Source organism: Streptomyces alanosinicus, assembly GCF_014650595.1.
In the GTDB taxonomy this organism is placed as follows: Bacteria; Actinomycetota; Actinomycetes; order Streptomycetales; family Streptomycetaceae; genus Streptomyces; species Streptomyces alanosinicus.
The window spans coordinates 335,551-361,675 of the sequence record NZ_BMVG01000005.1 but is presented as its reverse complement, the minus strand read 5'-3'; the positions used below and the strand labels follow the sequence as shown (position 1 = coordinate 361,675).

The window sequence follows — 26,125 nt, the reverse complement described above, 5'->3', positions numbered from 1 at the left end:
GCGGCGGCTCGGGAACGTGGGAGCCACACCGCCTCCGAGCAGAAAGGCGGGCCTTCGTGCGCGCTCGTGACCCGCAGCCGCAACCGGCCGAGAAGACATCGACGACCGCGCCCAACACGCGGTCCCAGCAGGCGAGTTCGCCCCACCGTCTGTCGCCGGACCACATCGCCGCGCTGCAACGCTCCGCGGGCAACCGCGCGGTACAGCGGATGATCGAGGACGCGCACCCCGGACACGACGCCGGACACGGGCACGACACGACGGTACAGCGTACGGCCGCACCGGCCACGGCCGGCGTGCAGCGCTCGTCGGTCCCCGACGTGCTGCGCGGCCCGGGCCGGCCGCTCGACGACACCGTCCGCTCGGACATGGAGGCCCGGCTCGGCGCCGACTTCTCCGACGTACGGCTGCACACCGGGCCCGCCGCCCGGCGCTCCGCGGCCGAGATCGGCGCCCGGGCCTACACCTCCGGCAGCCATGTCGTCATCGGTGACGGCGGCGGCGACCGGCACACACTGGCCCATGAGCTGACCCATGTCATCCAGCAGCGCCAGGGCCCGGTCGCGGGCACCGACCACGGCGACGGGCTCAGGATCTCCGACCCGTCCGACCGCTTCGAACGCGCCGCGGAGGCCAACGCCCGCCGGGTGCTCACCGGTCCGGCTCCGGCCGCCGGCCCTGATGTGCAGCGCAGCACCGGTGGGCAGAACGCCGACCGGGGCGTCGTACAACGCTACGGCGACGGTGACGTGCCCTTCGAGCACGCGGAGTACTACGCCAGAACCGGCTGGCAGCAGGCGGCCGAGACGTTCGAGCAGCGCCTGGGCGGATACGCCTTCGCACATCCGAAGTCCCTGACGGCGGCCCGCAGGACCGTCGCCCGGCTCAAACGGCTGCTGACGGAGTACGCCAAGGCGGAGCGCAAGGACACCGCGAAGGCCAACAAGTCCTTCTTCACCGACGACAGGACCAGCGGCGGCCAGGTGGGCGAGAAGCTCACCACAGCCGAGATCAACAACTTCTTCACCAAAGAGGGCAACGTCCGCGAGCTGATGACGGCCGTCTACAACGCCGCCTACTACAACACCACACAGCCCGGTGCCGAGGACAAACTCTCCCTCAAAGCCGTCCTGAACAACGTCATCGGGCCCAAACCGCAGTACGCGGCGACGCTCGGCATGAACAAGGAGGAGGTCAAGAAACACTCGGACTTCCTCAACAGCTGGGGCCGTACGGTCGCCGGCACCGCCCTGAGCGGGACGAAGGTCGGCTACAACTACGCGAAGGACCCCTATGCGCTCGGCAACCTGATCTGGCAGTCGGACAGCGAGTACTTCCTCGGTGACACCGCCGAGATGATCAACAGTCAGGGTCCCCGGGTGAAGCGGAGCGACGCCGACCGGGACGACAAGCGCAAGACCCCCGAGATGTACAGGAACGCCGGCGCCCCGCTCAGCGCCCGGGAGCTGGCCTTCGCGGGCCGGCCCGGTCCCCACGACAAGCTCCCGTGGATCGAGGGCAGCGCCTACTACGAGATCAACCAGGAGTCCGGCTGGGCCAAGGCGAACGCCTCCCGCGGTATCCCGATGGTCGCGGGCATGTCGGGCACCACGACGCGGATGCTCAAGACCTTCCAGTGGCTGAACGTGGACGGTGTGAGCCCGTTCGACTTCCGGATGGCGCTGATGGGCTGGATGCTGCCGTCCTGGGACCACTCGCTCTACGAGATCCTCCGCGGCTCATGGGTGGCCGGGGTGAAGGGGCCCAAGGAGTCGGTGCTGCGGTCGGCCAAGGGTGCCGCGCTGATGTACCAGAACATCGCGCCCTTCACCGAGGAGGAGCTGCGTCAGCACGTGTGTGTGGACGGGCAGTTCCCGCACGAGCTGATGTATCTCGCCGAGGCGGGCCGGCCCCGGGTCCAGGATCCGCGCGCGAGCGGCTTCATGGAGCCCGGACCCGACGGGGTCGCCGACGCGAACGACAAGTACCAGGAGTTCCTCGCCGGCGACGCGGCCGGTTCCCCGCTGGCCAAGTGGAAGGCCGACAACGGCAACGCCTCCACCGCCGGCCTCGCCAAGAAGTTCAAGCTCGCTCACGCGACCGCTCTGATGACCTACACCGGCGGCGCCCACCAGATGATCAACGCGGCGGTGCGCAGCCGGCTGCTGCCCGAGGGGTACGCCCCGTTCGGCAGCGGCAACGTCCCGGCGGTCGCCACCGCCGAGTTCTTCTCGCTCCGGGAGATCATCAAGCAGCTCAGGAACGCAGCGCGGGACCCGGACCACGAGTCGCTGGTCACCATCGACGAGGATCCGGTGATCGAACCGCAGCTGGCGGCGGCCCAGGGGCCGGACGGGCCGGCCAGGACGAACGCGCTCGCGATCATCGACCGCAGGATCGACGAGATCGCCCCGATCCTGTTCGAGGAACTGAAGGCGCACGCCGACATGACGATGGACGCGATGACCCGGCTGCCCGGTGTCACGGGCAAGGTCTACCGGGGTGACTGGAACCTCGGCGGCGTCGAGGGCTACAGCAGGTACGGCAAGTACGCGGCGCTGAACTACCGGCCGGGGGCGATCTTCACCACGTCGTTCGACAGCACCAGTCGCAAGGAGGACGTGGGCCTCGACTTCATGCGCCGCCAGAAGGTGGACGGAGTCGCCAGGCACCGGATCCTGCTGGAGCTGACCCTCAACGGCAAGTACGGCCGGGACATCGATCCGTTCCACAAGTACCAGGGATCGGAGGACGAGGTGCTGCTCCTGCCCGGCGCGAGCTTCCGGGTGACCGCGAGCGAATGGCGGCATGACCCCGGACACCTGCCGGCCAACGGAGGCACCGACTGGTACGAACATGTCATCGCGGAGGAGACGTGAGACGAGGGCGGGCCCCGCATCGATGTCCTGTTCACCGACTCCGAGGGCCGGTTGGTGCCGATACACCCTGAGATGTCCCAGGTTCACGCCGGGACCCCGGTGCCCTTCACTGGTCGCAGGAAGACAGGACAGTGACTCGACCTCACGGGGGTACACCATGCACAGCAGGAAGCGCATCCTTGCGGCCGGCCTGGCCGCCGCGGTCTCCGCCGTGGGCCTCACCGTCGCCGGTGCGGCGGTTCCGGCGCAGGCCGCCACGCCGGGGACCGTCGACTGCCAGGGCTGGGTGCACAACAACGATCCGGACGTCGGCATCGCGGGCTGCACGAACAACACCGACCACGCCATCACGTTCCGCGCCGAGATCGTCTGCGGCTGGGCCCCGGACGTCTCCGGCAACTGGGTGACGCTGGACCCGGGACAGTACGGTGAGTCCAACGGCAACTGCGCGTTCTACAGCTCGGGGGTCGGCAGCGTGGGCTGGACCATCCAGTGACGCACCGATGATGATCTCCGGGCGGCCGCCGGTCAGGGCAGTGTCCAGAACCGGACCGTGACGAGGTAGAAGACGACGGCCCAGAAGGCCATCGCCACGGCGACGACACCGAGGCCCCGGAGGTTGCTCCGGGCCGCCGGTTCGTCCGGCGCCGGCCGCAGCCATCGCCCGAGCAGCGGGTTCACGTAGTAGGGCATGGTCAGGAAGCTCATGAGGAAACTCGACAGCAGGTTGCCCACGAGCAGCCCGATCCAGAGCGGCATGTGCAGCGGGGACAGGGCGAGCGTCAGCAGCACGACGGTCGGATACAGACCGACCCAGATGGCGAGGGAGGTTCTGGTCTCGGAGGGCGGCGGCGGTGCCTCCTTGCCGTTGCCCTCGAAGGCGAACCAGCTGCCGAACGAGTTGTCGATCGTATGCAGGTGGAAGTCGCTGAACTTCTCGCCCTCGGCCAGGATCTCCTGCCTCTCGGGCGAGGTCAGCCAGGCGTCGAGGTGCTCGGCGCTGTCGTAGCGGTACAGCGTGGTCCATTCCTCCTGCAGCCCCTCGACGGGCCGGAAGAGCTCGGTTCCGCGAAACCCCTCGAACTTGCTCTCCTCCTGGACCAGGCGGTGCTGCCAGGCGAGGAAGTCGGCGACCTGGTTCGGCAGGACGCGGTGGGTGACCACCACGGTGACCAGCGGATCCAGTGAATGGGTGCCGCTGCTGACCACCTGCTGGGTGGCCGGACCGTCGAAGTACCTGGCACCGACGTCGAGATACGTCTGCCTGGTGGCGCTGTTGATCCACGCCTGCAGATGCGCCACCGAGTCGAACCGGTACACCACGACCCAGTCGGTTTGCAGCGGGGTCGGCGGGGAGATCTCGGCGCCGAGGAAACCGGGGTAGTAGGCGGCCGCGGCGTTGAGGTCCTCCTGCCATGTCTCGAACTCCCGCTCCATGCCGGGCAGGACCCGCTGGCCGATGATCGCCGTCGCCGCGGCGGCTACGTTCTTTTCGGTGTTCATGGTGACTCAGCCTGTCGACACCGACTGCTCCGCGGGGAGTCGGCCGTAAACGCGTTCCGGAGTCAGCGGCAACGCCCGGTAGCGGACGCCCGTGGCGTCATGCACCGCGTTCGCGAGCGCGGGGGCCACCGGGTTGATACAGCACTCGGCCATCCCCTTCGCCCGCATGGGCCCGACCGAATCCGCCGAGCCCACCAGGAGGACCTCGGTTCGGGGAATGTCGGCGTAGGTGGGGATGCGGTAGTTCCGGAAGTTCGGGTTGACCATGACGCCGCTGTCGTCGAGGTGGTGGTTCTCGGTCAGGGCGAAGCCGATGCCCTGGGCGACACCGCCCTCGATCTGCCCCCGGACCTGCGCCGGGTTGATGATCACTCCCGCGTCCGCCGCCTGCACGCTGTACAGGATCCGGATCTCACCTGTCACGCGGTGTACGGCGACCCGGAACCCCTGTGTGTTGGAGGTGACGCTCCGGGGCGAGCCGTATGCCTTGCGCGCGGCGGTGAAGCGGATGCCACGCGCCCGTGCCAGCGCGACGAGCTCGGCCAGCGACACCCGCCGGTCCCCGCAGACGACACCGTCGTCGTCCATCGTGCACATCACGACGTGGACGCCCGTGTGCGCCGCGGCGAATTCCAGGATGCGGTCGCGCACGGCGCCCGCCGCCCGCAGTACGGCGTTGCCCGCCACGAAGAGGCCCGCGCTGGCGAAGGCACCGGTGTCGAATCCCGTGCGATCGGTGTCGGACTGCACCAGGCGGATCCGCGAGGGCGTCGTGCCCAGCTGGTCGGCGGCGATCTGGACATGGGCCGTGGAAGTTCCCTCGCCGAACTCGACGGTACCGACGGCCAGTTCGTAGAGGAGGTCGTCGCCCAGCGTGACCCAGGCCTCGGAGAGGTGTTCCGTCGGGGGCGCGGTCTCGTGCAGGGAACTCGCCACACCGACTCCGACGAGCCACTCGGGGCCCGGCGGCGGCCGGCCTGCCGTACGGGCCAGGGCCTTGCCCACCAGGTCGATGCACGGGGCGAGTCCGTCCTCGGTGAAGATCACGTCGTCGGGGCCGTCGTGCAGGGCGACCAGGGGCTCACCCGGCCGCACGATATTGCGTCGGCGCAGTTCGAGCGGGCCGAGGTGCAGGGCGCGGGCCAGTTCGTCCATCGCCGACTCCACGGCGAACGCCGGCTGTGTCATCCCGTAGCCGCGCAGCGCCCCGCTCGGCACTGTGTTCGTGTAGACGGAGTACGCGTCGTACCTCTTGTTGGGGCAGCGGTAGATCATGACGGCGGCTCCGCCCGCGTACACCGTTTCGCCGCCGTGGTTGCCGTAGGCGCCGGTGTTGGACACGTTGCGCACCTGGAACGCGGTGAGCGTTCCGTCGGCCTTCGCGCCGAGCTTGACCGTCAGGGTCATCGGATGCCGCGGTGAGGCCGTGGTGAACTCCTCCTCACGGGTGTACTCCAGGCAGCTGGGCCGCCCGGTGTCCAGGGTGGCCAGCGCGACCAGGTCCTCCGCGATCACCTCCTGCTTGCCGCCGAATCCGCCGCCCACACGTTTGCAGAACACCCTCACCCGGTCCGGGCGCAGCGCGAACAGGTACTCCAGTTTGACCTTCGCGATCGACGGTGACTGCGAACTGGTGCGGACGTTCAGCCGGCCGTCCTCCATCCAGGCGATCGCGCCGTGGGTCTCCAGATGCGCGTGCTGCACCCGTGGTGAGAAGTACGTGCCTTCGTGGATGACGTCGGCCGCGGCGAATCCCGCGTCGACGTCGCCGATGTGCGAGTGGAGTTCGACGAGGATGTTGTGGACGGGGTCGCGGACGAACGGATCGTCGCAGCCGTGCAGCTGGGGTGCGCCGTCGGCCATCGCGGCCTCGGGGTCGAACACCGCCGGCAGCACCTCGTACTCGACGACGAGCCGCCGGCATCCCTCCTCGGCCGCCCCGACCGTGTCGGCCAGGACCGCGGCGACGCGCTGGCCGGCGAAGCGGACCATGTCGTCGAGGATGAAGGTGTCGTCCGGGTCGACCAGGTGGTCGGTGTGGATCGCCGTGTTGAAACGTTTCCGGGGTACGTCCTCCCAGGTGTAGACCCGCTGCACGCCGGGCACCGCGAGGGCGGCGCTCTTGTCGACCGAGCGGATCCGGGCGTGCGCGTGCGGTGAGTGCAGCACCTTGAGGTGCAGCATGCCGTCGATGTGTGTGTCCATGGTGAACTCGGCGTGCCCCGTCACCACGTCGTGGCCCGCGGGCGCGCCGACACTCGCCCCGACGGCCTTGCCCGGCGCCGCCGTCTCCACCGCTCTGACGCCCTTCACGGCGTCCTCGATCGCCCGGTATCCGGTGCAGCGGCAGAGGTTCCCCTTCAACGCCCGGGGCAGATCCGCCTTCTGGTCCTCGGTGAAGGTCGCCGACGTCATGATCATCCCTGCGGTGCAGAATCCGCACTGGAAACCCGGGGCGTCCTCGAACTGCCGCTGCATGGGATGCGGGGCGCCGGGCCGTCCAAGGCCCTCGATCGTGGTCACGTCACGGCCGTCCGCGCGGAACGCGGGGGTGATGCAGCTGTGGACCGGTGTGCCGTCCAGCCACACCGTGCAGGCGCCGCAGTCGCCCGCGTCACAGCCCTTCTTGACGCCGAAGTGGCCGAGTTCGCGCAGGAAGGTGCGCAGGCACTGACCGGGGGCCGGCTCCCGGTCGAATTCCTTGCCGTTCACGATGTAGTTCATGCCAGGTCCCCAGCCGTGAGTTCGCGGCGGATCTCTTCGGCGAAGTGCCGGGTCAGATGGCGACGGTGGTCAGGGGTCCCATTGGGGTCGGCGAACCATACGTCGGCCGGTACGGCGTCGATGCTCCGCCGCAACGTCCGGGCATCGGGCAGGGAGTCGAAGGCGATGCGGACCGGCCGCGTGGTGCCGGCGGTGACGGTCAGCAGCAGGTCATCGGCGCCCAGACGTTGCGTGCCGACGAGGAACACCGTCGAACGGCCGAGCCGGGTCAGCGAGAAGCGACGGTGCGCGGTGCGTTTGCGCAGCGCGTGCTCCGGAACGGTGACGCGCCGCAGGATCTCCCCGGGGGCGAGGACGTTGCGGTGATCGCCCGTGACGAAATCGAGGGCGTCGACGAAGCGTACGGAGCCGTCGGGTGCCCATAGTTCGTAGCGCGCCTCCAGCGCGACCGTCAGCGTGATCATCGGGCCGGCCGGCAGGGACATGCAGATGTTTCCGCCGACGGTCGCCGCGTTCCAGACCTTGAACGAGGACAGGAACGCCTCGCAGCTGGTACGGAAGAGATGTGCGGCGGTCCAGCCCTGCGGCCGGGGAAAGGCGTACAGGTCGCGAATGGTGCAGGTGGCGCTGATCTCCAGACCGTCGCCCGTCGGGACAAGAGGCTCCCAGCGCAGCGCCGTCAGGTCGATCAGCCTTCGCAGGTCCGGCTGCTCCGTGGAATAGAGCCATGTTCCGCCTGCGAGCCAGGCGTCGCCCTCGTGCCAGTCCGCGCTGGGCCGCTCGGACGGTCGCCGGACTACTTCGGTGATGGTGTTGAGGTCCATGAGAACCGACCTACGGGAGAACGGGCCTACGGGAGCCGACTGTCCCGTGGCACCGGCGCTGTTGATTTCCCGCGGACCGAGCAGATGCCAGCCGCCGCGCCACACCGTTCGGGGCGGCTGAGCCACGGGAGACCGGCGGGCACAGACACTTCTGTTCCACCACCCTAGCGCAGCATGCGGACGGGGATCCGACCGAGGACGACTGCACGTAGCCGCTCGGCCCCGGACAGTCTCGACGCAGGGCCGAGACTCGGAACGGGGCGCAGGTCAGATGACCGAGCGGATCGCCGCCTCGAAGCCCTCCACGTGTGCCGTGGCGAGAGCTGCGGCCTTCTCCTCGTCGCCGTCGATGATGGCGCGCAGCAGAGTCCCGTGCTCATGGACGTGACCCGCCAGGCCCGGCAGCCGGTCGAGGAACAGGCACCAGATCCGCGTGGCCAGGTTGTCGTACCTGATCAGCGTGTCTTCGAGGTAGGGATTGCGGGTCGCGGCGTAGATCGCGCGGTGCACGGTCATGTCGAGCCGGATCAGGTCCGTGCCGCTGCCGGACGCGTCCGCCAGCAGTGCCGGCAGCCGGTCGAGGGCGTCGCGGTCGCCCTCGCCGGCGCGGCGCGCGGCCAGGCTCGCGGCGAGCGGCTCCAGTTGTCTGCGGACTTCCGAGATGTGTCCGAGATCGGCGATCTGCACCTCGGTGGCGAAGGTTCCGCGCCGGGGGTAGGCGACGATGAGCCGCTCGTGTTCCAGTCGCTTGAGGGCCTCTCGGACCGGAGTGCGCCCGAAGCCGAGTTCGGCGGCGATCCGCTCGTCGTTGATGGGCTCTCCGGGGCGGATCCGGAGGGTCACCAGGCGGTCCGAGATGGAGCGGTAGGCCTGATCCGCCAGCGTTCCATCGCCCTGACCGGCGACGGTCGACGCAGCCACGCGAAACCCTCCCTTGACGCGAGCCGATCCGTCCTCTTAGCGTAGCGCAACAGCAGATTGATATATCAGTCTCACTTCAGTCGATCATCAGCTGCCAGCACAGTCATCTCCAGTTGCCCTTCAGTCGGTCTCCAGGGAGCTCTCATGACTGCCCACGTCCCCGACCCCCACCCCGGCGACGTCCTGCCCGACCATCCCGACTTCCTGTGGCGCAACCCCGACCCCAAACCGTCGTACGACGTCGTCATCGTCGGCGGCGGCGGACACGGCCTGGCCACGGCCTACTACCTGGCCAAGAACCACGGCATCACCAATGTCGCGGTCCTGGAGAAGGGCTGGCTCGCGGGCGGCAACATGGCCCGCAACACGACCATCATCCGCTCCAACTACCTCTGGGACGAGAGCTCCGGCATCTACGAGCACTCCCTCAAGCTCTGGGAGACCCTCGAAGAGGACCTCGAATACCCCATCCTGTTCAGCCAGCGTGGCGTGCTCAACCTCGCCCACAGCCTCCAGGACATCCGCGACAGCAAGCGGCGCGTCCACGCCAACCAGCTCAACGGCATCGACGCCGAGTGGCTGGAGCCGGACGAGGTCGCCAAGGTCTGTCCCATCGTCAACATCTCACCGGACGTGCGCTATCCCGTGCTCGGCGCCACCTACCAGCCGCGCGCGGGCATCGCCAAGCACGACTACGTCGCCTGGGGCTTCGCCCGGAAGGCCGACGCGTACGGCATCGACCTGATCCAGGACTGCGAGGTCACCGGCCTCGACATCGTCGACGGCCGGGTACGAGGCGTGCGGACCACCCGCGGCCCCATCGCGGCCGGGAAGGTCGCGCTGGCGGCCGCCGGGCACTCCTCCGTGCTGGCCGCCCTGGCCGGTCTGCGGCTGCCCCTGCAGAGCCACCCGCTGCAGGCCCTGGTCTCGGAGCTCCTCGAACCCGTGCACCCGACCGTGGTGATGTCGAACGCCGTGCACGTGTATGTCTCCCAGGCCCACAAGGGCGAACTCGTCATGGGCGCCGGCATCGACAGCTACAACGGCTACGGACAGCGCGGCGCCTTCCACATCCTGGAGCGCCAGATGGCCGCCGCCCTGGAACTCTTCCCCGTCTTCGCCCGCGCCCACATGCTGCGCACCTGGGCCGGCATCGTCGACGTCACCCCGGACGCCTCCCCCATCGTCGGCCTGACCCCCGTCGAGGACCTCTACCTCAACTGCGGCTGGGGCACCGGCGGTTTCAAGGCCACCCCGGGCGTCGGCTGGTGCTTCGCGCACACCGTCGCCACCGGCGGACCACACCCCTACAACGCGCCCTTCACCCTCGCTCGTTTCACCACCGGCGCCCTGGTCGACGAGCACGGCGCGGCCGCCGTCGCGCACTGACCACCGCCCTGGCCGAGGAGACCGACATGCAGCTCATAGCCTGCCCCTGGTGCGGTGAGCGCGAGGAGATCGAATTCCACTACGGCGGGCAGGCACACATCGCCTACCCCGACGACCCTTACGCACTCGATGACGAACAGTGGGCCCAGTACGTCTTCTTCCGCGACAACCCCAAGGGCCCGTTCGCCGAACGGTGGGTGCACTCGGCCGGCTGCCGGCGCTGGTTCAACGCCCTGCGCGACACCGTCACCCACGAGTTCCTCTCGGTCCACGACAACCGGGCCGAGCGCCCTTCCCGGACGGGCACCGCACCCGCCGCACAGCATGCCGAGGGCCAGGAGGCCGGCCGATGAACACCCCCTTCCGCGCGCCGGGCCACGGTCGCGTCGACCGGGACACCACGCTCTCCTTCACCTTCGACGGCACCGCCTACACCGGGCACCCCGGCGACACCCTCGCCTCCGCCCTGCTGGCCAACGGCGTGCACCACGTGGCCGACAGCATCAGGTACGGCCGGCCGCGCGGTGTCCTGGCCGCCGGAGCCGAGGAGCCCAACGCGCTCGTGCAGATCGAAGCCCCCTTCCCCGAGCCCATGCTCACGGCCACCACCGTGGAGCTGTACGACGGCCTCGTCGCCCGGGGTCTGTCCGGCCGGGGCAGGCTGAGCGGCGAGCCGGACACCGCTCGCTACGACACCATGCACGCCCACTGCGATCTGCTGGTCGTCGGCGCGGGCCCGGCGGGCCTGGCCACCACGCTGGCGGCCGCCCGGGCCGGAGTCCGGGTGATCCTCGTCGACGAACTGCCGCAGCCGGGCGGGTCGCTGCTCGGCAGCCAGGAACGGATCGACGGCGCACCGGCGACGCGATGGGTCGGCACCGTCCTCGCGGAACTCGACGACTGCGCGGACGTGCGGGTACTGCAACGCACCACCGCCTTCGGCCACTACGACGACGGACTCGTCCTGGCCCTGGAGAAGCGCACCGACCACCTCGGTGCCGCGGCACCCGCCCATGTCTCGCGGCAGCGGATCTGGCGCATCCGCGCCCAGCAGGTGGTGTACGCCACCGGCGCCCACGAGCGTCCGGTCGCCTTCGACAACAACGACCGCCCCGGGATCATGCTGGCCGGCTCGGCCCGCACCTACCTCAACCGCTTCGGCGTACTGCCCGGACGGCAGGCCGTCGTGTTCACCACGAACGACAGCGCCTACCCTGCCGCACTCGAACTGGCCGGCGCGGGCACACGGATCGCCGCCGTGATCGACGCACGCGAGGAGGTGCCGGAGCACTGGCGCACCGCCTGCGCCGAACGCGGCATCGGCATACGCGCGGGCCATGTCGTCACCGGCACGAGCGGCATCGAACGCGTCACGCGTGCCCACGTCGCCCCCTTCCGCCAGGGACGCCTCGGCGGGCGGCAGGGCATCGGCTGCGATCTGCTCCTGGTCTCGGGCGGCTGGAACCCCGCGGTGGCCCTGTTCAGCCAGGCCCGCGGCACCCTGCGCTACGACGGCGGGATCGGCGCCTTCGTCCCCGCGCACGCACCGGACGGCGTCCGCACGGCGGGATCGGCCGGCGGTGCGTTCACCCTGTCCGGCGCCCTCGCCGACGGCGTGGACGCCGCCCGGCAGGCTCTGTCGGCCCTCGGCAGGACGGGCGGGACGATCGCCGTACCGACCACGGCCCCGCTCCCGGACGGAGCACCCACCCGGGTGCTCTGGCGGGTCCCGAGCCCACAGGACGGTCACGACGGCCAGGACGGCTCGAAACAGTTCGTCGACCTGCAACGCGACGCGACCGTCTCCGACGTCCTGCGGGCGACCGGGGCGGGCCTGCGGTCGGTGGAGCACGTCAAGCGCTACACCACCATCGGCACCGCTCACGACCAGGGCCGTACGTCGGGCGTGATGGCCTCGGGCATCGTCGCCGAGTCGCTGGGCGTGGACGTCGCGGACCTCGGCCCCACCCGCTTCCGTCCGCCCGCCGTGCCGGTCGCGTTCGCCGCCCTCGCGGGCCGCAACCGCGGTGAACTGTTCGATCCGGTGCGGGTGACCGCCCTGCACCCCTGGCATGTCGAGCACGGCGCCCTGTTCGAGGACGTCGGCCAGTGGAAGCGCCCCTGGTACTACCCCCGGGCGGGCGAGACGACGGACGAGGCCGTACTGCGCGAGTGCCGGGCTGCTCGCACCGGTGTCGCGATGATGGACGGCTCCACGCTCGGCAAGATCAACGTGCGGGGGCCGGACGCCGGCATCCTGCTGGACCGGCTCTACACCAACCTGATGAGCACCCTCAAGGTGGGCCGGATCCGGTACGGCGTGATGTGCGGCGTCGACGGCATGGTCATCGACGACGGCACCGTGATCCGGGTCGCCGAGGAGGAGTTCCTGCTGACCACGACCACCGGCAACGCGGCCGGGATCCTCGAATGGATGGAGGAGTGGCTGCAGACGGAGTGGCCCGGCCTGCGCGTGCACCTCACGTCCGTCACCGAGCACTGGGTGACGATCCCGCTGGTCGGCCCCCGCTCCCGCGACGTGCTGGCCCTGGCGGCCCCGGGCCTGGACGTCGGCAACGACGCCTTCCCCTTCATGTCCTGGCAGGACACCACCGTCGCCGGGGTCCCCGCGCGCGTGTGCCGTATCAGCTTCTCCGGCGAACTCGCCTACGAGATCAACGTACCCGCCTGGTACGGCATCACCGTGTGGAAGGCCCTCCACACGGCCGGCAGCGCATTCGGCATCACCCCGTACGGCACCGAGACGATGCACGTCCTGCGCGCCGAGAAGGCCTACCCCATCGTCGGGCAGGACACCGACGGCACCGTCACCCCGCAGGACCTGGGCATGTCGTGGGCCGTGTCGAAGAAGAAGCCGGACTTCGTCGGCAAGCGGTCCTTCACCCGTGCGGAGAACCGGCGCGAGGACCGCAAGCAGCTGGTGGCCCTGCTGCCGGCCGACGAACAGGTCCTTCTCCCCGAAGGCGCCCAGATCATCGCCACCAGCAGCATCCCGGAACCACCGGTCCCCATGCTCGGTCACGTCACCTCCAGCTACCGGAGCGACGCCCTGCGGCGGACGTTCGCCCTGGCGCTGGTGCGCTCGGGGACCCGGCGCATCGGCGAGACCCTCTACGTCCCGCTGGACGGCCGGACCGTCCCGGTGACCGTGACCGACCCTGTGCTCTTCGACAAGGAGGGAACTCGCCGTGACGGTTGAGACACCCGCGCGCTTCAGCCCGCTGTCCGGGTGGCAGGACCGCTTCGCACAGCTGCCGACCGGACTGCGGGTGCGGGAGCTGCCCTTTCTGACCCAGCTCACGCTGCGCGTGGAGCCCGGCAGCGCCGCGGCGAAGGCCGTCGAGGACTGCCTGGGCATCATCCTGCCGGGCCCCCTGCGCGCCGGGTCGCCGGGCGACGTGGAGGTGCTGTGGACGGGCCCGGACGAATGGCTGCTGGTCGCTCCTGACGGCCGGCAGGACGACCTCCTCGCGCGGCTGCGCTCGGCCATCGGTGACGACTTCGCCACCGTCACCGATGTCTCGGCACAGCGCACCACGCTGGCCCTGTCCGGGCCCCTCGTCCGCACGGTACTGGCCCAGGGCTGTGCCCTCGATCTGGATCCGCGGGTGACACCCGCCGGCTCCTGCCTGACCACCCTGCTGGCCCAGGCCCCGGTCACCCTCGTGGTACGTGAGGAAGAGCCGTCCGGCGTCCGGCTGCTGGTCCGCTCCTCCTTCGCCTCCTACCTGGCCACCTGGCTGCTCGACGCCTGCACGGAATACCGGTCGGACACCGGCGGTCGGGGCTGGGACGGGAGGTGACGGCCGTGGCGATGGCCATGGCGGCGAACCTCGGGGGCGTCTTCGGCATCGCGGGCAGGGGCAGTCCCTTCCTCCATGGCACGCGTACCCGAAGAAGGCATGGTCCTGGTCCCCGGCAACTCCCTGCTGACCGCCACCCCCGAGGAGGGCCGAGCCCTGGCCCTCACCCTGGCCCGCCACACCATCCACAACATCCAGCCCGGCCTGGACGTCCTCCAAGGCGGCCGCCCCAACTACGCCACGACCCCGGAAAGCCTCATGCGCGCGAGTCAGGTGGAGGCCCTGGAGTTCCAGACCATCGCGGCGGCGAACAACTACTGGCGTTCCTGAACACACCGGATGTCTGCACGGAAATGCCGGTTAAGCTGGCGCTATGCACAGCAGGCATGAATGCTGCAGAGGGACGCGATGACCATGGACGTCGAATTCCGTCACCTTCGGGCCTTCGCGTCCGTGGCCCGCCACCGCTCGTTCTCCCGGGCAGCCGAGGAACTGCTGATCACCCAGCCGGCGCTGAGCCGTACGGTCGCGCAGCTGGAGGGCAATCTGAGCGTCCGTCTGCTCGACCGCTCCTCACGGCACGTCGAACTGACCGACACCGGTGCGGAGTTCTTGGTGCACGTCGAGCGCGTCCTCGCGACCCTGGACCAGGCCCTCGCCGTAGCACACCACCGTGTCACCCTGCGGCTCGGCTTCAGCTGGCTGCTGCCGGATCCCTGGACGCAGCAGACGGTCAGCCGCTTCGAGGAGAGCACGGGAGCGACGGTCGCCCTGACCCGGACCGACGACCCCCTCCAGGCGTTGCGCCAGCGCGCGCTCGACATCGCGGTGGTCCGGGGCGACGTCGACGCGCCCAAAGGGGCGCGGACCTTGCATCTCTTCGACGAGCCGCGCATCGCCGTATGCTCCGAGCACTGCGATCTGGCCCGCCTCGGCCATCTGGACTGGACCGACGTCCGGCACTGGCCCCTGGTCGTCAACACGGTCAGCGGCACCACCGGCCCCTGGTCGTGGCCGGCGGACCAGCGCCCGGAGCGGATCATCGAAACGTCGAACTACGACGAGTGGCTGGAGACGGTGGCCGCGAACCGGGGCATCGGCATCGTCCCGGAGGTCGCGCAGCGCCGTACCCGGCACCCGGCGCTCCGCTACATCCCGCTCACCGACGCGCCGGCCAGCCCCGTCAGCCTGGTCCACTTCCCCGACGCGCAGCGGGCTCTGATCCGCCGATTCCTGGAGGCCGCCGTACAGACGGCGGCGCAGTGACCCTCGCCTCGGCCGGGTGTCCGAGCATCCATGCGTCATGCCACTTGTACGCATCGATCTCATCCGCGGCCGCCGTCCCGAGGACATCAGGGAGATCGCCGACGCGGCACGCCGGGCACTCGTGGACGTGCTGGAGATCCCCGAGCGGGACCGGTTGCTCGGCGCCGACGGCTCCCCGGACCGCGGCCAGGTCGCCGTGCCCACCGCTCATGCCGCCGACGCGAGGCACACCGCCGCCGAGGCACGCACCCTGCTGCACCGGGCGGGCCTGACCGCCACCGTCACCGTCACCGTCGGCCGCACCGACGACGCCGGTGGTCTCCTCGGCGGCGGCCCCGGTGCCATCGCCCGCGTCGAGGGCGGTCAGGCACAGCTCGACGCCGCTGTCACCGCCCTGCCCCCGCTCGGCGCGGGAACGTCCTCGACCGTCGCCGCGTCTACGGCCTGCTGCGGCTGGCGGGCACCCCCCTGGGGGTCCTGGACAGGGCGCGGGTGCGGGAGACCGTCATTCCCCTGGTCGTGCTGGCCGGTGGCACCACCGCCATGGGGGCCTACGGCTCCTACCAGCTCAACAAGGCGGCCGGTGCCACCCTCGACACCGGCGGTGCGATCCAGCTCGGCGTCTGTGTGCCATCGGCGCGTGCGCCGTGCCGGGCGCGATCCGTGGCAGCAGACCACTGCTGCGGAAGGTGACCGCCGACGCGGCACGAGCGGCCGACTGACCACCGCCGGACGGCCCGTCGCCGCGACCGCGGCGGCGGGCCGCCGAACCGCGGCCCGGGTGAGGCATGATCAGGCCATGAGCGTCCCCAGCCCGCCCGCTGCGCCGCTCCGCGTGCTGATCGCCGACGACCAGGACATGGTCCGCACCGGCTTCCGCTTCTTCCTGGACGCCCAGCCCGACATCACCGTCGTCGCGGAGGTGGCCGACGGCGAGGAGGCCGTCGCGCTGGCCCGGCGGGTACGGCCGGACGTCTGCCTGCTGGACATCCGGATGCCGAAGCTGGACGGCCTGGAGGCGCCCCGGCTGCTCGCCGGACCCGATGTCGTCGACCCGCTGCGGGTGGTCGTCGTCACCACCTTCGACCTCGACGAGTACGTCTACGGCGCACTGCGCGGCGGCGCCTGCGGTTTCCTGCTCAAGGACTCCGGACCGACCCTCCTCGCCGAAGCGGTCCGCGCCGCCGCGGCGGGAGACTCGCTCATCTCGCCGTCCGTCACCGTACGGCTGCTCAGACATCTCACCACCGGCACCCAGCCCGCCCCGGCACCCCGGCCCGCGCCACCCCCGGAACCGCTCACCGGGCGTGAACTCGACGTGGTCCGGCTGGTGGCCCTCGGCCGCACCAACGCCGAGATCGCCGCCGAACTCTATGTCTCGCTCTCCACCGTCAAGACCCACCTGTCCAGCGTCCAGCTGAGGCTCGCCGCCCGGAACCGGGTCGAGATCGCCGCCTGGGCCTGGCAGAACGGGTACGCGCAGCCGGATCCCTGAGACAGCGTCAGACAGGTTCGGCCTGTTCCCGGGCACTCCGGCTGACGGTGGCGAGATTGAAGCAGCTCAGCCGGGAGAGCGTGTCGTCGTCATAGCCGGCCACGGACACCTGGCCCGGTACGGCGACACCGGCGCGGGCGAGCGCGGCCAGGACACCGATGGCGCACTGGTCGTTGAAGGAGGGCAAGGTGCCCGCCGGTTACGGCTTCTGGTGCAACGCCTGGCCCGAGAACCCCGCCTGGAAGTTCGCCGCCGTCGGCCTCGGCAACGACGTCCCCTGCTGGACGGAGCGCAGCGGCAGCCCTGTGACCCTGCCCGGTGGGGCGGCGCACGCGTGGCACGGGTGAGGGTCAGGTCCTCGGCGCCCCCTGTCCGCTCAGCGAGGCGGGCTGGGCGGGGACGCGGGGGACGGATCCGTAGCGGCGGGTACGGCGGGCGTACTGTTCGATCGCGTCCCACAGGGTGCGGCGGTCGGCCTCGGGCCACGGGGTGCCGAGAAACAGAAGTTCGGCGTAAGTGGCCTGCCAGGGAAGGAAGTTGGAGGTGCGCTGATCGCCGCCGGTGCGCAGCAGCAGGTCGACGTCGGGTAGTTCGGGGACGTGCAGGAAGCGGGCGAAGGTGTGCTCGGAGACCGAGGCGGGGTCGGTCCTTCCGGCGGCCGCTTCCCGGGCGAGTCTCGCTGCGGCTGCTGTGATCTCGGCGCGGCCGCCGTAGTTCACGCACGCGGTCAGGACCAGTCCGGTGCGATCGCGGGTGGCCTGCTCGTTCTGGAGGAGTTGCTCGATGACGTCGGCCGGCAGGCGGGAGCGGAGTCCGGCCCAGCGCAGGCGGACGTCCAGTGTCTCGTCCACGACGCGGCGCATGGCCTTGGGGATTTCGTACATCAGCGTGTGCAGTTCGTCGGCGGGGCGTTTCCAGTTCTCCGTGGAGAACGCGTACACGGTCAGGTGTGTGAGGCCGATCTCCAGGGCGCCGTGGACGACGTCGATGAGTGCGTCGGTACCCGCACGGTGGCCGTCGGTGCGGGGCAGGCCGCGGGCGGTGGCCCAGCGGCCGTTGCCGTCCATGACGATCGCGACATGGCGCGGCATGGCTTCGGGCGGGAGCCGGGGCGGGCGGGCGCCGGACGGGTGGGGAGGCGGAGGGGTGATCGCGCGGTGCCGAGCGGTGCGCGCGTCTGTCTCCTTGGCCCGGTCGGGTCCTTCGGGCGCGCCGGCCGCCGGGGGCGGGGGCGGCGGGCAGGGCTGGACGGGGAAGGGGAACAGAGCCCAGGCCAGTGCGGCCTTCGTGCGGGCGGGCAGCAGCAGGCGCAGCCGGGCGTTTCGCGGCAGGGCCGGGCGGCGGTGCAGCAGGGCGGCGGGGGTGTCGGCGGCGGCCTTGAGGCGGAGCCGGTACAGGTCGGTGTAGGTGCCGAGCGCGACCGCGACGGCCGGGTGCAGCGCGGGTGGGAGCGGGGTGTGGTCCAGCCGGTGTCGGGCGCGGTCGGTCAGACGGCGTACCAGTTCCTCGAACGCCGGGGTGGTGCGCCGGGCCAGCAGGTCCGCCCGGTGCACGCCGACCTCGTCCAGGGCTTCCTGCGGCAGCGGTACATGGCCGCGGCCCAGGTCGTCGGAGAGGTCGACGAGGGCGTCGGTGAGGAAGATCGCATCGACGGCAGTCTGCCACGCCGGCGCCACGTCCGGCACGCTCGTGGCGATCGTCTCCGGATCGGCGGACAGGCCCGCGGTCCGCATCAGCAGTGAGCCCGCGCAGAACGCGATCGGGGTGTTGACCAGGCTGCTGTAGCGCCGCCACTCCTGCCAGGTGGCGAACTGCCGGCCGTGGACGTCCTGGCGCAGCTCCTCGAACAGCGTGTGCAGACATCCCGGCGGCAGGTTCCAGGTCAGCATGGTGTGGATCAGCGCCTGCCGTACCGGGTCGCTGCCCCGGCCCGCGCGCAGGTCCGCGTCGAACGCCGAGATCCATGCCTCCAGCCGTGCAGCTCGCCCTGGGCCGGTTCCCTCGGCGGCTCCGGGTGCGTCGGCCAGGTCGTCCACGGCCCGGACGGCGCCCCACAGGGCCCAGACCGCGGTCCGCAGCGGCGGTGGCAGCAGCAGGGAGACGGCGTACTCGACCTCGTCGGTCGCCTGAGTGGCGCGGCGGCATGCCTCGTAGCCGCGGCGCAGGGAGGCGTCGTGGATACCACTGCGCCGGTAGACATGGCTGGGGGGCATGGTCAGCGGCCTCACCTCAGTGCTCCTCGTGTGGGCTCGAAGGTGTCTGCGGGGGGACCCAGGCCAGTGTCAGTGCGCTGCCGACGGCGGTGAGCAGGAAGCCCAGCAGCAGGCCGCCGAGGTTGGCGGCGACCAGACTGACCAGGGACAGCACGGCGGCCAGGACACCGGAGAAGAAGCGCAGGGCCGGGTTGTGCCACGTCGTCATGCCGGTGACGACGATCAGGGCGCCCAGGGCCCACGAGGCGGCCCCCGCGGTGCCGGTGAACCGCAGGAAGCCCAGCCCGGCCCAGGAGACGCAGATCAGCTCCAGCCCGCCGAGCCCCAGCAGCAGCCCGGCCACGAACGGCCGCCCCTGGCGCCACCCCCTCCATCGCGACCGCCGGCCGGCCGGCATCACCGTGGTCACCGGGCCGCTCCCCGCTCGCAGCCGGCCGTGCCCTCGCGCAGGTCGATGGTGACGCCCCGGGATGTGATCGTCCCGGCGGTGAAGGCGTTCGGCTGCGTGGTCACCGTGCCGGCGCTGACGTTCTTCGCGCCGACGGTGAACAGGCCCGTGGGCTGGTCCAGGGCCACCCGTGGGGTGGTGAACCTCGCGCCGGAGAGTTTCACCGACCGGGCCGTGGCCTTGCCCGCCTGCACCGTCAGGCCGGACGCGGAGGCCCGCTCGATATGTACGACGGCCGTGACGGCTCCGACGACCGGGAGGTGCGCGGTGGAGGTGACACAGGCGTCCTCCACCGTGGCGTGCTCCGCCCGCGTGGCCAGCGCCGGCAGCAGTCCCCCGTGGCCGGAGCCGGCCGGGGAGGCCGACACACCCGAGGCGGACACTCGGGCGGCGTGCACCGTGACCGGGACCTCCCCGGCGAACGCCACCGAGACGGCCCCCGCCGCACTCCCGGCCAGCAGGACACCGGCACCCCCGAGCAGGGGAACCATGGCCAGGGCGAACCGCAGCGGGCTCGTCCGGCCGCCGTCTGTCACAGCAAGACTGTTGTCGATCACGACCGTCCCAACGACCGTTGCGGACCGAAGTACCGCCAAACCCACCATCGGCTGATACGACCCGGTGTCCGGTTGCCGCGTCCGGCTCGGTCTGCCGGCGCGGACACCGCCGCCCGCGCTCGTACGACGACGGAGCCCACGGCCGCGGCGCCGTGGGCAATCGGGTGCCATGGGTGTGCGGGGGGCGGCGGGAGGGCCTGTGCGGGGAAACCACCTGTGATGTGATGCCGGCTCCGCGGGGCCGGGCCCCGGCCAGGAGTGAGCAGTGAGCAACGAGATCGCCCTCAGAGTGTTCCGGTGTTCGGCCGTGCTCGCTGTCGCCGGGCTCCTGATCACCTGCTGCGGCCCGCCCGGCGTCACCGGTTCCGGGCGGGCGGGGACGTCGTCGTCCTGGGGACGCGGGCCCATCACCCTCGCGGCCGGCCGGGACTCCACCGGCGCCACCCAGGCCGCGGTCGACCGCTGGAACACGCTGCACCCGAAGGAGCGGGCCACCTACATCCGGCTGCCTGCGGACCCGGACTCGCAGCGCCAGCAGATGATCCAGAACGCGGAGATGAAGTCCGACGCCTACACGGTGCTCGACCTCGACCTGGTGTGGACCCCGGAGTTCGCCGCCCACCGGTGGGTCGACAGACTGCCCGGGAGACGGTTCCCGCTGAGCCGGATGCTGGGGCCGGTGGTGGCGACGGCCCGATACCGCGGCGGCCTCTACGCCGTCCCGGACAGCGCGGGCGGCGGCCTGCTGTACTACCGCACCGACCTGCTGCGGAAGGCCGGCGTCAGCCGGCCGCCGACGACCTGGGCCGAGATGAAGGCCGACTGCGCGAGGGTGCGGAAGCTGGCCGAGGCCAGGGGCATGTCGTGCTACGCCGGGCAGTTCCAGAAGTACGAGGGCCTGACGGTGAACTTCGCCGAGGCCGTCGACTCGGCCGGCGGCACCGTCACCGACGCGGGCGGCAGACCGGACGTCGACACGCCCGCGGCGAAGAAGGGGCTGGACTTTCTCGTCGGCTCCTTCAGGGACGGCACCATCCCCAGGGAGGCCCTCACCTATGAGGAGAAGGAGAGCCGTCTGGCGTTCGAGGGCGGCAAGCTGGTCTTCCTGCGCAACTGGTCGTACATGAACTCCCTGGCCGTGAAGAGCCGGATCGCGGGCAGGTTCGCGACCGCGCCGCTGCCCGGTCTGACCGGCCCCGGCTCCTCCAGCCTCGGCGGTCACGACCTCGCGGTGTCCGCCTACGCCCGGAACAAGGCCACGGCGCTGGACTTCATCACGTTCTACACGAGCCAGGAGAACGCCACCGCGTTCCTCGAACAGGCCGCCTCCGGCCCGCCCTACACCGCCGTCTACGACGACAGGACGCTCACCGGACGGTATCCGTACCTGCCCGTGCTGAAGCGGTCCGTCCTGCACGCCGTGCCCCGCCCTCGGGTTGTGCAGTACGGCGATGTGACCGCGGCGATCCAGCAGCAGGCGTACGCCGCCCTGACCGGGGCCAAGAGCAGCGCGCAGGCGCTGCGAGACCTGCAGAGCGCGCTGCTGACGGCGGTGGCGGCGCGGTGAGGAGCGAGGCCATGGCGAGGACGGAGATCCCGCCCGGGCCCGCCGCCGTGGGGCAGCGCTCCCGACGGCCGGGACGGCGGCGGCGGTCGTACGCGCCGGCCCGCGCGACCGCCGGCTCGGGGCGGCTGGCAGCCCTGCTGATCTCCCCGACCCTGCTGGTGCTGACGGTCGTCGTGCTCTGCCCGACGCTCATGGCACTGAGGGAGTCCCTGTACGGGCCGGAGGTCCTGGATGCGAGGACCGGCTTCTTCGGCGACACCGAGCCGTTCGTCCGGCTGAAGAACTACGCCGACATCTTCGGCCAGGGCGGGGGCCGCTTCTGGAACGCCTTCCGGAACACCACGGTCTTCACCGTCGTCACGGTCGGCCTGGAGACGGTGGCCGGTACGGCCATGGCCCTGATCATGCACAAGGCGTTCCGGGGCCGCGGCCTCGTGCGCGCCGCCGTCCTCGTCCCCTGGGCGGTGCCCACGGCCGTCTGCGCCCTGCTCTGGCGCTGGATCCTCAACAGCGACGGCATCGCCAACGCCGTCCTCGGCCACCAGATCCTGTGGACCGCCGAGGGCGTCCAGGCCAAGGTCGCCGTCATCGTCGTCGAGGTGTGGAAGACCGCTCCCTTCATCGGACTGCTGGTCCTGGCCGGCCTGCAGGTCATCCCGCAGGACGTGTACGAGGCCGCCCGCCTCGACGGAGCGAGCCCGCTGCGGCAGTTCTGGCACATCACCCTGCCTCTGGTGAAGCCCGCGCTGCTGGTGGCCATGCTGTTCCGCTGCCTGGGCGCGCTGCGCATGTTCGACCTGCCCTACATCCTCATCGGCGCCCGGAAGAACTCGGTGGAAACCCTGTCCATGCTCGCCCAGAACGAGGCGTCCAACGTCCGCTTCGGACCGGCCGCCGCCTACGCGGTCCTCCTCTTCCTCTACGTCTTCGCCGTCGCGCTGGCCTTCGTACGACTGCTCGGCGCCGACCTCGTCGGTGACACCGTCCCGGGCACATCCGCGCGCGGGCGTGGCAAGCGGACACTTTCCGGCCGTAGGGAGCGGACCTCATGAGGCCGACGGCGATGTGGCGCGGGTGGCTGCCGTTCGTGCCGTACGCGGGTGTCCTCGCGGTGGTGGTCTACTGCCTGGCCCCCTTCTACTGGATGCTGGTGTCCAGCCTGCGCCGCGCCTCGGACCTCTTCGACACCTCGCCGCTGCCCTCCCCGGTGTCCCTGGAGAACTACCAGGCCGTCCTCGACCCCGCGCAGGGCTTCGCACGGGCGCTCCTGAACAGCCTGATCGTCGCCGGCACCACCACCGTCCTGGCCCTGCTGCTGGCCATGTGCACCGCCTACGCCATGGCCCGGCTGTCGTTCCGCTTCAAGCGGCTGATCCTGACCCTGATCATCGCGACCTCGATGTTCCCGGTCGTCTCGATCGTGATCCCGCTGCTGAAGCTGTTCACCGGCATCGGCTGGATCAACACGTATCAGGCGATGATCGTGCCCAGCATGTCCTTCGCACTGCCGCTGGCGGTGTGGAACCTGACCGCCTTCTTCCGGCAGATGCCGGAAGAACTGGAGCACGCCGCCATGGTCGACGGCTGCACCCGCGGCCAGGCGTTCCGCAAGGTGATCATCCCGCTCGCCGCGCCAGGCATCCTCACCACCGCGATCATCACGTTCATCGCCGCCTGGAACGAGTTCCTCATCGCCGTGTCGGTGACCAACAAGCCGCAGCTGCAGACCGCGCCCGTCGCCGTCTCCAAGTTCGTCGGCGCCCAGACGTACGAGACACCGTTCGGCAGTCAGATGGCCGCGGGCGTCCTGATCACGATCCCACTGGTGATCACGGTGCTGCTCTTCCAGCACCGCATCGTCACCGGACTCGCCGCGGGCGCGGCGAAATAGTCCGCCGCGGCGGAAGCCTTCTCGGGCCCCCGGACGGCGGGCGGATCAGCGCAGTCCGGCGAAGAGGTCGTTCTCGGGCACGGCCGCGCCGGTGGTGTCCTGGACACGTACGAAGGTCTCGACGCCCATCAACTCGGTGAACCTCTTCTGGCCCATCTTGAGGAAGAAGATGTTCTCGCCCTGGCTGGCGTGCGCGGCCAGGGAATCGAACTTCTGGCCTCCGAAGGCGGTGATGTCCACCCAGGTGGTGATCTCCTCCTCGGGGAGTCCGATCTCGGCCATCGCGGCGGCCTGTGCGGGATCCGGCTCCTGCCAGTCCGGATCGAACTCACGCATGACCTCCCCGAACCGCTGCATTATCGAGCGGGGCGCCGTCGTCCAGTACACCTTCGGTGTCGGCGCGGTCATCTCCAGCGCCGCCATCGTGATGCGGTTGGCCTGGATGTGGTCGGGATGGCCGTAGAAGCCGTTCTCGTCGTAGGTCACGACCACATCGGGCTGGTACCGGCGCAGGAGTTCCGCGAGCCGGGCGGCGCCCTCCTCCACGGGTGTACGCCAGAAGGATCCGGGGGCGTCGTTGGACGGCCAGCCCATCATCCCGGAGTCGGCGTAGTCCAGCATCTCCAGATGACTGACCTTCAGGATGCCGCAGCTTGCCTCCAGTTCCCGACGCCGCATCAGGGCGACGGCTGCCGGGTCGTGCCCGGGATCGCCCGGCTTGACACCCCCCGGTCCGTCACCGCACCTGCCGTCGGTACAGGTCACGAGAACCGTGCGGATGCCCTCCGCCGCGTACCGCGCGAGGACACCTCCCGTTCCGGTTGCCTCATCGTCGGGGTGGGCGTGCACTGCCATCAGTGTCAAGGGCCGGTCGTTCATGAAGCAGTCCTCCTGTGTGAAAAGGCCTCGGTCCGAGTCTGCGGCAGGCGTATCAGCGATCGCCCCGACATCGGGTGACCGGGCGTACCACGGACCCGGTGCAACGCTGCCGGCCGGATCGTCTGTTCCCGCCACGCGGGAACACGCCCGGGCCATGGCACTCGACCCGTGCGCTTCGCTTCCGCACGTGCCGTGAGCGGAGACCGGCCGCCGCTCCCGCCCTTCCCCCGCGCTCTGAGAAGCTTTCGCCGTGCCCATGGTCGATCCCCGCTTCAGCATCCTGTCCGAGGACTTCGCCGCCGACCCCTACCGCCACTTCGCACGGCTGAGGGACGAGGCACCGGTGCACCACGAGCCGGCGATCGACAGCTACTTCCTCTCCCGCTACCGGGACGTGAAGCGCGTGCTGAGCGACCATGACACGTTCACCACCCAGACGCTTCAGGTACGTGCCGAGCCGGTGATGCGCGGGCCGGTCCTCGCCCGGATGACCGGCGCCGAGCACTCCGCCAAGCGAAAGATCGTCGTGTGTGGCTTCACCGGGCCGGCCCTGCAGGAGCAGATACGCGCCGTCCGCACCAAGGCCGCCGAGCTCATCGCGCCCTTTCTTCCCCGGGGGCGGCTGGACCTCGTCAACGACTTCGGCAGACTCCTCGCCGTCCACGTGACGCTCGACGTGCTCGGCCTGGACAAGAAGGACTGGCAGCAGTTCGCCGACTGGCACCGCGGGGTCGCCGAGTTCATCACCAGCGTCGTCCTCACCCCCGAACGCCGGCGGCACTGCCTGCACTGCGCCGAGCAACTGGAGGCCTGTCTCGTCCCCGTCATACGACAGCGCCGGCGTCACCCCGGCGAGGACCTGATATCGAGGCTGTGCACCGCCGAGTTCGACGGCATCGCCATGAGCGACCGCGAGGTGACCGCGCTGATCATCAACGTCCTGGCCGCGGCCACCGAGCCCGCCGACAAAACCCTCGCACTCCTCTTCAAGCACCTGATCGACCACCCCGAGCAGCTGGCGCAGGTCCGCCGGGACCCGGCCCTGCTGCCCGCCGCGATCGCCGATACACTGCGCCACACCCCGCCCGTCCAGCTCGTCCCCCGCCAGGCGGAGCGGGACACCGTGTTCGCCGGCGGCACCGTCCCGGCGGGCGCCACCGTCTTCTGCATGATCGGCGCGGCCAACCGCGACCCCGACGCCTTCGCCGCCCCGGACACCTTCGACATCCATCGTCCGGACCTGGGCACCGCCCGCTCCTTCACCGCCGCCGCCCAGCACCTGGCTTTCGGCACGGGACTCCACCAGTGCGTCGGCGCGGCCTTCGCACGCGCCGAGATCGAGACGGTCGCCGCGATGCTCCTCCCCCAGCTCGACCAGGTCCGCTTCACCCCGGGGTTCCGCTACCAGGTCTGCCTCGTCCCCCGGTTCGCCCCCGGCGGCCGCTTCCGGCTCGTCGAGGAGACCACCCTTCTGGTCACCGGCCACCCCGACGACGGGAACCTGGAGCTCGTCAAGTGACCCGGTGCGCCTTCGTCATGTGCCGGCTGCCGGAGGTTCATGGGACCCGTGTGAACCTCGACAGGCTGAAACCCGTCTGTCCGAACGAGTGCGTGGCGTGGTTCCGATGAGCCGGAGCGGGGTGGCGTAGCAGGGCGGCGGACCACCACGACATGCGCCTCGTGCCGGTGCCCGTCTCCGCGAGGACCGGTGGATGTCTCCGGGCGTGCCTGTCCAGTGCCGGGAC

The 26,125-nt window shown here is 70.7% G+C and carries 22 protein-coding genes and 1 pseudogene; 14 read left to right on the top strand and 9 right to left on the bottom strand.

Going from position 1 to position 26,125, the window contains the following annotated elements:
* The first annotated feature begins 56 nt into the window (after nt 1–56).
* Nucleotides 57–2,879, top strand: a complete 2,823-nt coding sequence (locus tag IE277_RS14705) for an eCIS core domain-containing protein (protein WP_189952385.1) — start codon at nt 57–59, stop codon at nt 2,877–2,879.
* A 157-nt stretch (nt 2,880–3,036) separates the two neighbouring features.
* Nucleotides 3,037–3,375: a hypothetical protein gene (locus tag IE277_RS14700; RefSeq protein ID WP_189952383.1), complete on the top strand. Its 339-nt coding sequence runs from the start codon at nt 3,037–3,039 to the stop codon at nt 3,373–3,375.
* A gap of 32 nt (nt 3,376–3,407) precedes the next feature.
* Here the strand turns inward: IE277_RS14700 and IE277_RS14695 are convergent, their stop codons facing one another.
* The 4 genes from IE277_RS14695 to IE277_RS14680 form a co-directional block, all read right to left on the bottom strand.
* Nucleotides 3,408–4,382, bottom strand: coding sequence for an antibiotic biosynthesis monooxygenase (locus IE277_RS14695; protein WP_189952381.1), 975 nt, complete (start codon nt 4,380–4,382; stop codon nt 3,408–3,410).
* Between the two features lie 6 nt (nt 4,383–4,388).
* Nucleotides 4,389–7,106, bottom strand: coding sequence for a molybdopterin-dependent oxidoreductase (locus IE277_RS14690; protein WP_189952379.1), 2,718 nt, complete (start codon nt 7,104–7,106; stop codon nt 4,389–4,391).
* Entirely contained in the window at nt 7,103–7,930 is an 828-nt protein-coding gene (locus IE277_RS14685; RefSeq protein WP_189952376.1) for an FAD binding domain-containing protein, read from the bottom strand. The genes IE277_RS14690 and IE277_RS14685 overlap by 4 nt, the downstream gene beginning before the upstream one ends.
* Nucleotides 7,931–8,197: 267 nt before the next feature.
* Nucleotides 8,198–8,851 (bottom strand): GntR family transcriptional regulator, encoded by a 654-nt coding sequence (locus IE277_RS14680; RefSeq protein WP_189952374.1) that lies wholly within the window; start codon nt 8,849–8,851, stop codon nt 8,198–8,200.
* 144 nt (nt 8,852–8,995) lie between these two features.
* On the opposite strand from IE277_RS14680, the gene IE277_RS14675 reads away from it, so the two are divergent.
* The 7 genes from IE277_RS14675 to IE277_RS14645 all read left to right on the top strand — a co-directional run bounded on the left by IE277_RS14675 (nt 8,996) and on the right by IE277_RS14645 (nt 16,825).
* Nucleotides 8,996–10,240, top strand: a complete 1,245-nt coding sequence (locus IE277_RS14675; protein WP_189952373.1) for a sarcosine oxidase subunit beta family protein — start codon at nt 8,996–8,998, stop codon at nt 10,238–10,240.
* Nucleotides 10,241–10,266: 26 nt separating this feature from the next.
* Complete coding sequence (locus tag IE277_RS50095) at nt 10,267–10,593, top strand: sarcosine oxidase subunit delta (protein ID WP_189952371.1); 327 nt, start codon at nt 10,267–10,269, stop codon at nt 10,591–10,593.
* Nucleotides 10,590–13,460: a 2Fe-2S iron-sulfur cluster-binding protein gene (locus IE277_RS14665; protein WP_189952369.1), complete on the top strand. Its 2,871-nt coding sequence runs from the start codon at nt 10,590–10,592 to the stop codon at nt 13,458–13,460. Before IE277_RS50095 ends, IE277_RS14665 begins: the two co-directional genes overlap by 4 nt.
* Complete coding sequence (locus IE277_RS14660) at nt 13,450–14,064, top strand: sarcosine oxidase subunit gamma (protein ID WP_189952368.1); 615 nt, start codon at nt 13,450–13,452, stop codon at nt 14,062–14,064. The genes IE277_RS14665 and IE277_RS14660 overlap by 11 nt, the downstream gene beginning before the upstream one ends.
* Nucleotides 14,065–14,139: 75 nt before the next feature.
* Nucleotides 14,140–14,394 carry a hexameric tyrosine-coordinated heme protein gene (locus IE277_RS14655; protein WP_189952366.1) on the top strand — a complete coding sequence of 85 codons (255 nt, stop codon included), beginning with the start codon at nt 14,140–14,142 and terminating at the stop codon, nt 14,392–14,394.
* Between the two features lie 84 nt (nt 14,395–14,478).
* Nucleotides 14,479–15,330, top strand: a complete 852-nt coding sequence (locus IE277_RS14650; protein WP_189952364.1) for a LysR family transcriptional regulator — start codon at nt 14,479–14,481, stop codon at nt 15,328–15,330.
* A 799-nt stretch (nt 15,331–16,129) separates the two neighbouring features.
* Complete coding sequence (locus IE277_RS14645) at nt 16,130–16,825, top strand: response regulator transcription factor (RefSeq protein ID WP_189952586.1); 696 nt, start codon at nt 16,130–16,132, stop codon at nt 16,823–16,825.
* A 19-nt stretch (nt 16,826–16,844) separates the two neighbouring features.
* Here IE277_RS14645 and IE277_RS14640 read toward each other — a convergent pair.
* A pseudogene (locus IE277_RS14640) lies at nt 16,845–17,006 on the bottom strand (substrate-binding domain-containing protein); the annotation flags it as partial.
* A gap of 7 nt (nt 17,007–17,013) precedes the next feature.
* Here IE277_RS14640 and IE277_RS47150 point away from each other — a divergent pair.
* Complete coding sequence (locus tag IE277_RS47150; RefSeq protein ID WP_229881447.1) at nt 17,014–17,172, top strand: hypothetical protein; 159 nt, start codon at nt 17,014–17,016, stop codon at nt 17,170–17,172.
* A gap of 3 nt (nt 17,173–17,175) precedes the next feature.
* Here the strand turns inward: IE277_RS47150 and uppS are convergent, their stop codons facing one another.
* The 3 genes from uppS to IE277_RS14620 are packed head-to-tail and all read right to left on the bottom strand — an operon-like array spanning nt 17,176 to nt 20,022.
* Nucleotides 17,176–19,053: a polyprenyl diphosphate synthase gene (gene uppS / locus IE277_RS14630; protein ID WP_189952362.1), complete on the bottom strand. Its 1,878-nt coding sequence runs from the start codon at nt 19,051–19,053 to the stop codon at nt 17,176–17,178.
* A 1-nt stretch (nt 19,054) separates the two neighbouring features.
* The gene (locus IE277_RS14625; RefSeq protein WP_189952361.1) at nt 19,055–19,447 is read right to left on the bottom strand and encodes a DUF6114 domain-containing protein; all 393 of its coding nucleotides are present in this window, start codon (nt 19,445–19,447) and stop codon (nt 19,055–19,057) included.
* Nucleotides 19,444–20,022 carry a DUF6230 family protein gene (locus IE277_RS14620; protein WP_189952359.1) on the bottom strand — a complete coding sequence of 193 codons (579 nt, stop codon included), beginning with the start codon at nt 20,020–20,022 and terminating at the stop codon, nt 19,444–19,446. The genes IE277_RS14625 and IE277_RS14620 overlap by 4 nt, the downstream gene beginning before the upstream one ends.
* Before the next feature lie 286 nt (nt 20,023–20,308).
* On the opposite strand from IE277_RS14620, the gene IE277_RS14615 reads away from it, so the two are divergent.
* Genes IE277_RS14615 through IE277_RS14605 form a run of 3 tightly spaced genes read left to right on the top strand, consistent with a single transcriptional unit; the run spans nt 20,309 to nt 23,501 of the window.
* Nucleotides 20,309–21,610 (top strand): ABC transporter substrate-binding protein, encoded by a 1,302-nt coding sequence (locus IE277_RS14615; RefSeq protein ID WP_229881444.1) that lies wholly within the window; start codon nt 20,309–20,311, stop codon nt 21,608–21,610.
* An 11-nt stretch (nt 21,611–21,621) separates the two neighbouring features.
* Nucleotides 21,622–22,662 (top strand): carbohydrate ABC transporter permease, encoded by a 1,041-nt coding sequence (locus IE277_RS14610; RefSeq protein WP_189952357.1) that lies wholly within the window; start codon nt 21,622–21,624, stop codon nt 22,660–22,662.
* The gene (locus IE277_RS14605) at nt 22,659–23,501 is read left to right on the top strand and encodes a carbohydrate ABC transporter permease (protein ID WP_189952355.1); all 843 of its coding nucleotides are present in this window, start codon (nt 22,659–22,661) and stop codon (nt 23,499–23,501) included. Before IE277_RS14610 ends, IE277_RS14605 begins: the two co-directional genes overlap by 4 nt.
* A 45-nt stretch (nt 23,502–23,546) precedes the next feature.
* Here the strand turns inward: IE277_RS14605 and IE277_RS14600 are convergent, their stop codons facing one another.
* Entirely contained in the window at nt 23,547–24,380 is an 834-nt protein-coding gene (locus IE277_RS14600; RefSeq protein WP_189952353.1) for a PIG-L family deacetylase, read from the bottom strand.
* A gap of 256 nt (nt 24,381–24,636) precedes the next feature.
* Between IE277_RS14600 and IE277_RS14595 the strand changes: the two genes are divergently transcribed.
* On the top strand, nt 24,637–25,899 hold the full coding sequence (locus IE277_RS14595; RefSeq protein ID WP_229881526.1) for a cytochrome P450: 1,263 nt from the start codon (nt 24,637–24,639) through the stop codon (nt 25,897–25,899).
* Nucleotides 25,900–26,125: the final 226 nt, after the last annotated feature.

Excerpts from the sequence above, each read along its gene's own strand:
- IE277_RS50095 (WP_189952371.1), top strand. The coding sequence starts at position 10,267 with ATGCAGCTCATAGCCTGCCCCTGGTGCGGTGAGCGCGAGGAGATCGAA.
- IE277_RS14655 (WP_189952366.1), top strand. The coding sequence starts at position 14,140 with ATGGCACGCGTACCCGAAGAAGGCATGGTCCTGGTCCCCGGCAACTCC.
- IE277_RS14685 (WP_189952376.1), bottom strand. The coding sequence starts at position 7,930 with ATGGACCTCAACACCATCACCGAAGTAGTCCGGCGACCGTCCGAGCGG.
- IE277_RS14600 (WP_189952353.1), bottom strand. The coding sequence starts at position 24,380 with ATGAACGACCGGCCCTTGACACTGATGGCAGTGCACGCCCACCCCGAC.
- IE277_RS14695 (WP_189952381.1), bottom strand. The coding sequence starts at position 4,382 with ATGAACACCGAAAAGAACGTAGCCGCCGCGGCGACGGCGATCATCGGC.
- IE277_RS14595 (WP_229881526.1), top strand. The coding sequence starts at position 24,637 with ATGGTCGATCCCCGCTTCAGCATCCTGTCCGAGGACTTCGCCGCCGAC.
- IE277_RS14675 (WP_189952373.1), top strand. The coding sequence starts at position 8,996 with ATGACTGCCCACGTCCCCGACCCCCACCCCGGCGACGTCCTGCCCGAC.
- IE277_RS14650 (WP_189952364.1), top strand. The coding sequence starts at position 14,479 with ATGGACGTCGAATTCCGTCACCTTCGGGCCTTCGCGTCCGTGGCCCGC.
- IE277_RS14690 (WP_189952379.1), bottom strand. The coding sequence starts at position 7,106 with ATGAACTACATCGTGAACGGCAAGGAATTCGACCGGGAGCCGGCCCCC.
- IE277_RS14645 (WP_189952586.1), top strand. The coding sequence starts at position 16,130 with ATGAGCGTCCCCAGCCCGCCCGCTGCGCCGCTCCGCGTGCTGATCGCC.
- IE277_RS14665 (WP_189952369.1), top strand. The coding sequence starts at position 10,590 with ATGAACACCCCCTTCCGCGCGCCGGGCCACGGTCGCGTCGACCGGGAC.
- IE277_RS14610 (WP_189952357.1), top strand. The coding sequence starts at position 21,622 with ATGGCGAGGACGGAGATCCCGCCCGGGCCCGCCGCCGTGGGGCAGCGC.
- IE277_RS14605 (WP_189952355.1), top strand. The coding sequence starts at position 22,659 with ATGAGGCCGACGGCGATGTGGCGCGGGTGGCTGCCGTTCGTGCCGTAC.
- IE277_RS14700 (WP_189952383.1), top strand. The coding sequence starts at position 3,037 with ATGCACAGCAGGAAGCGCATCCTTGCGGCCGGCCTGGCCGCCGCGGTC.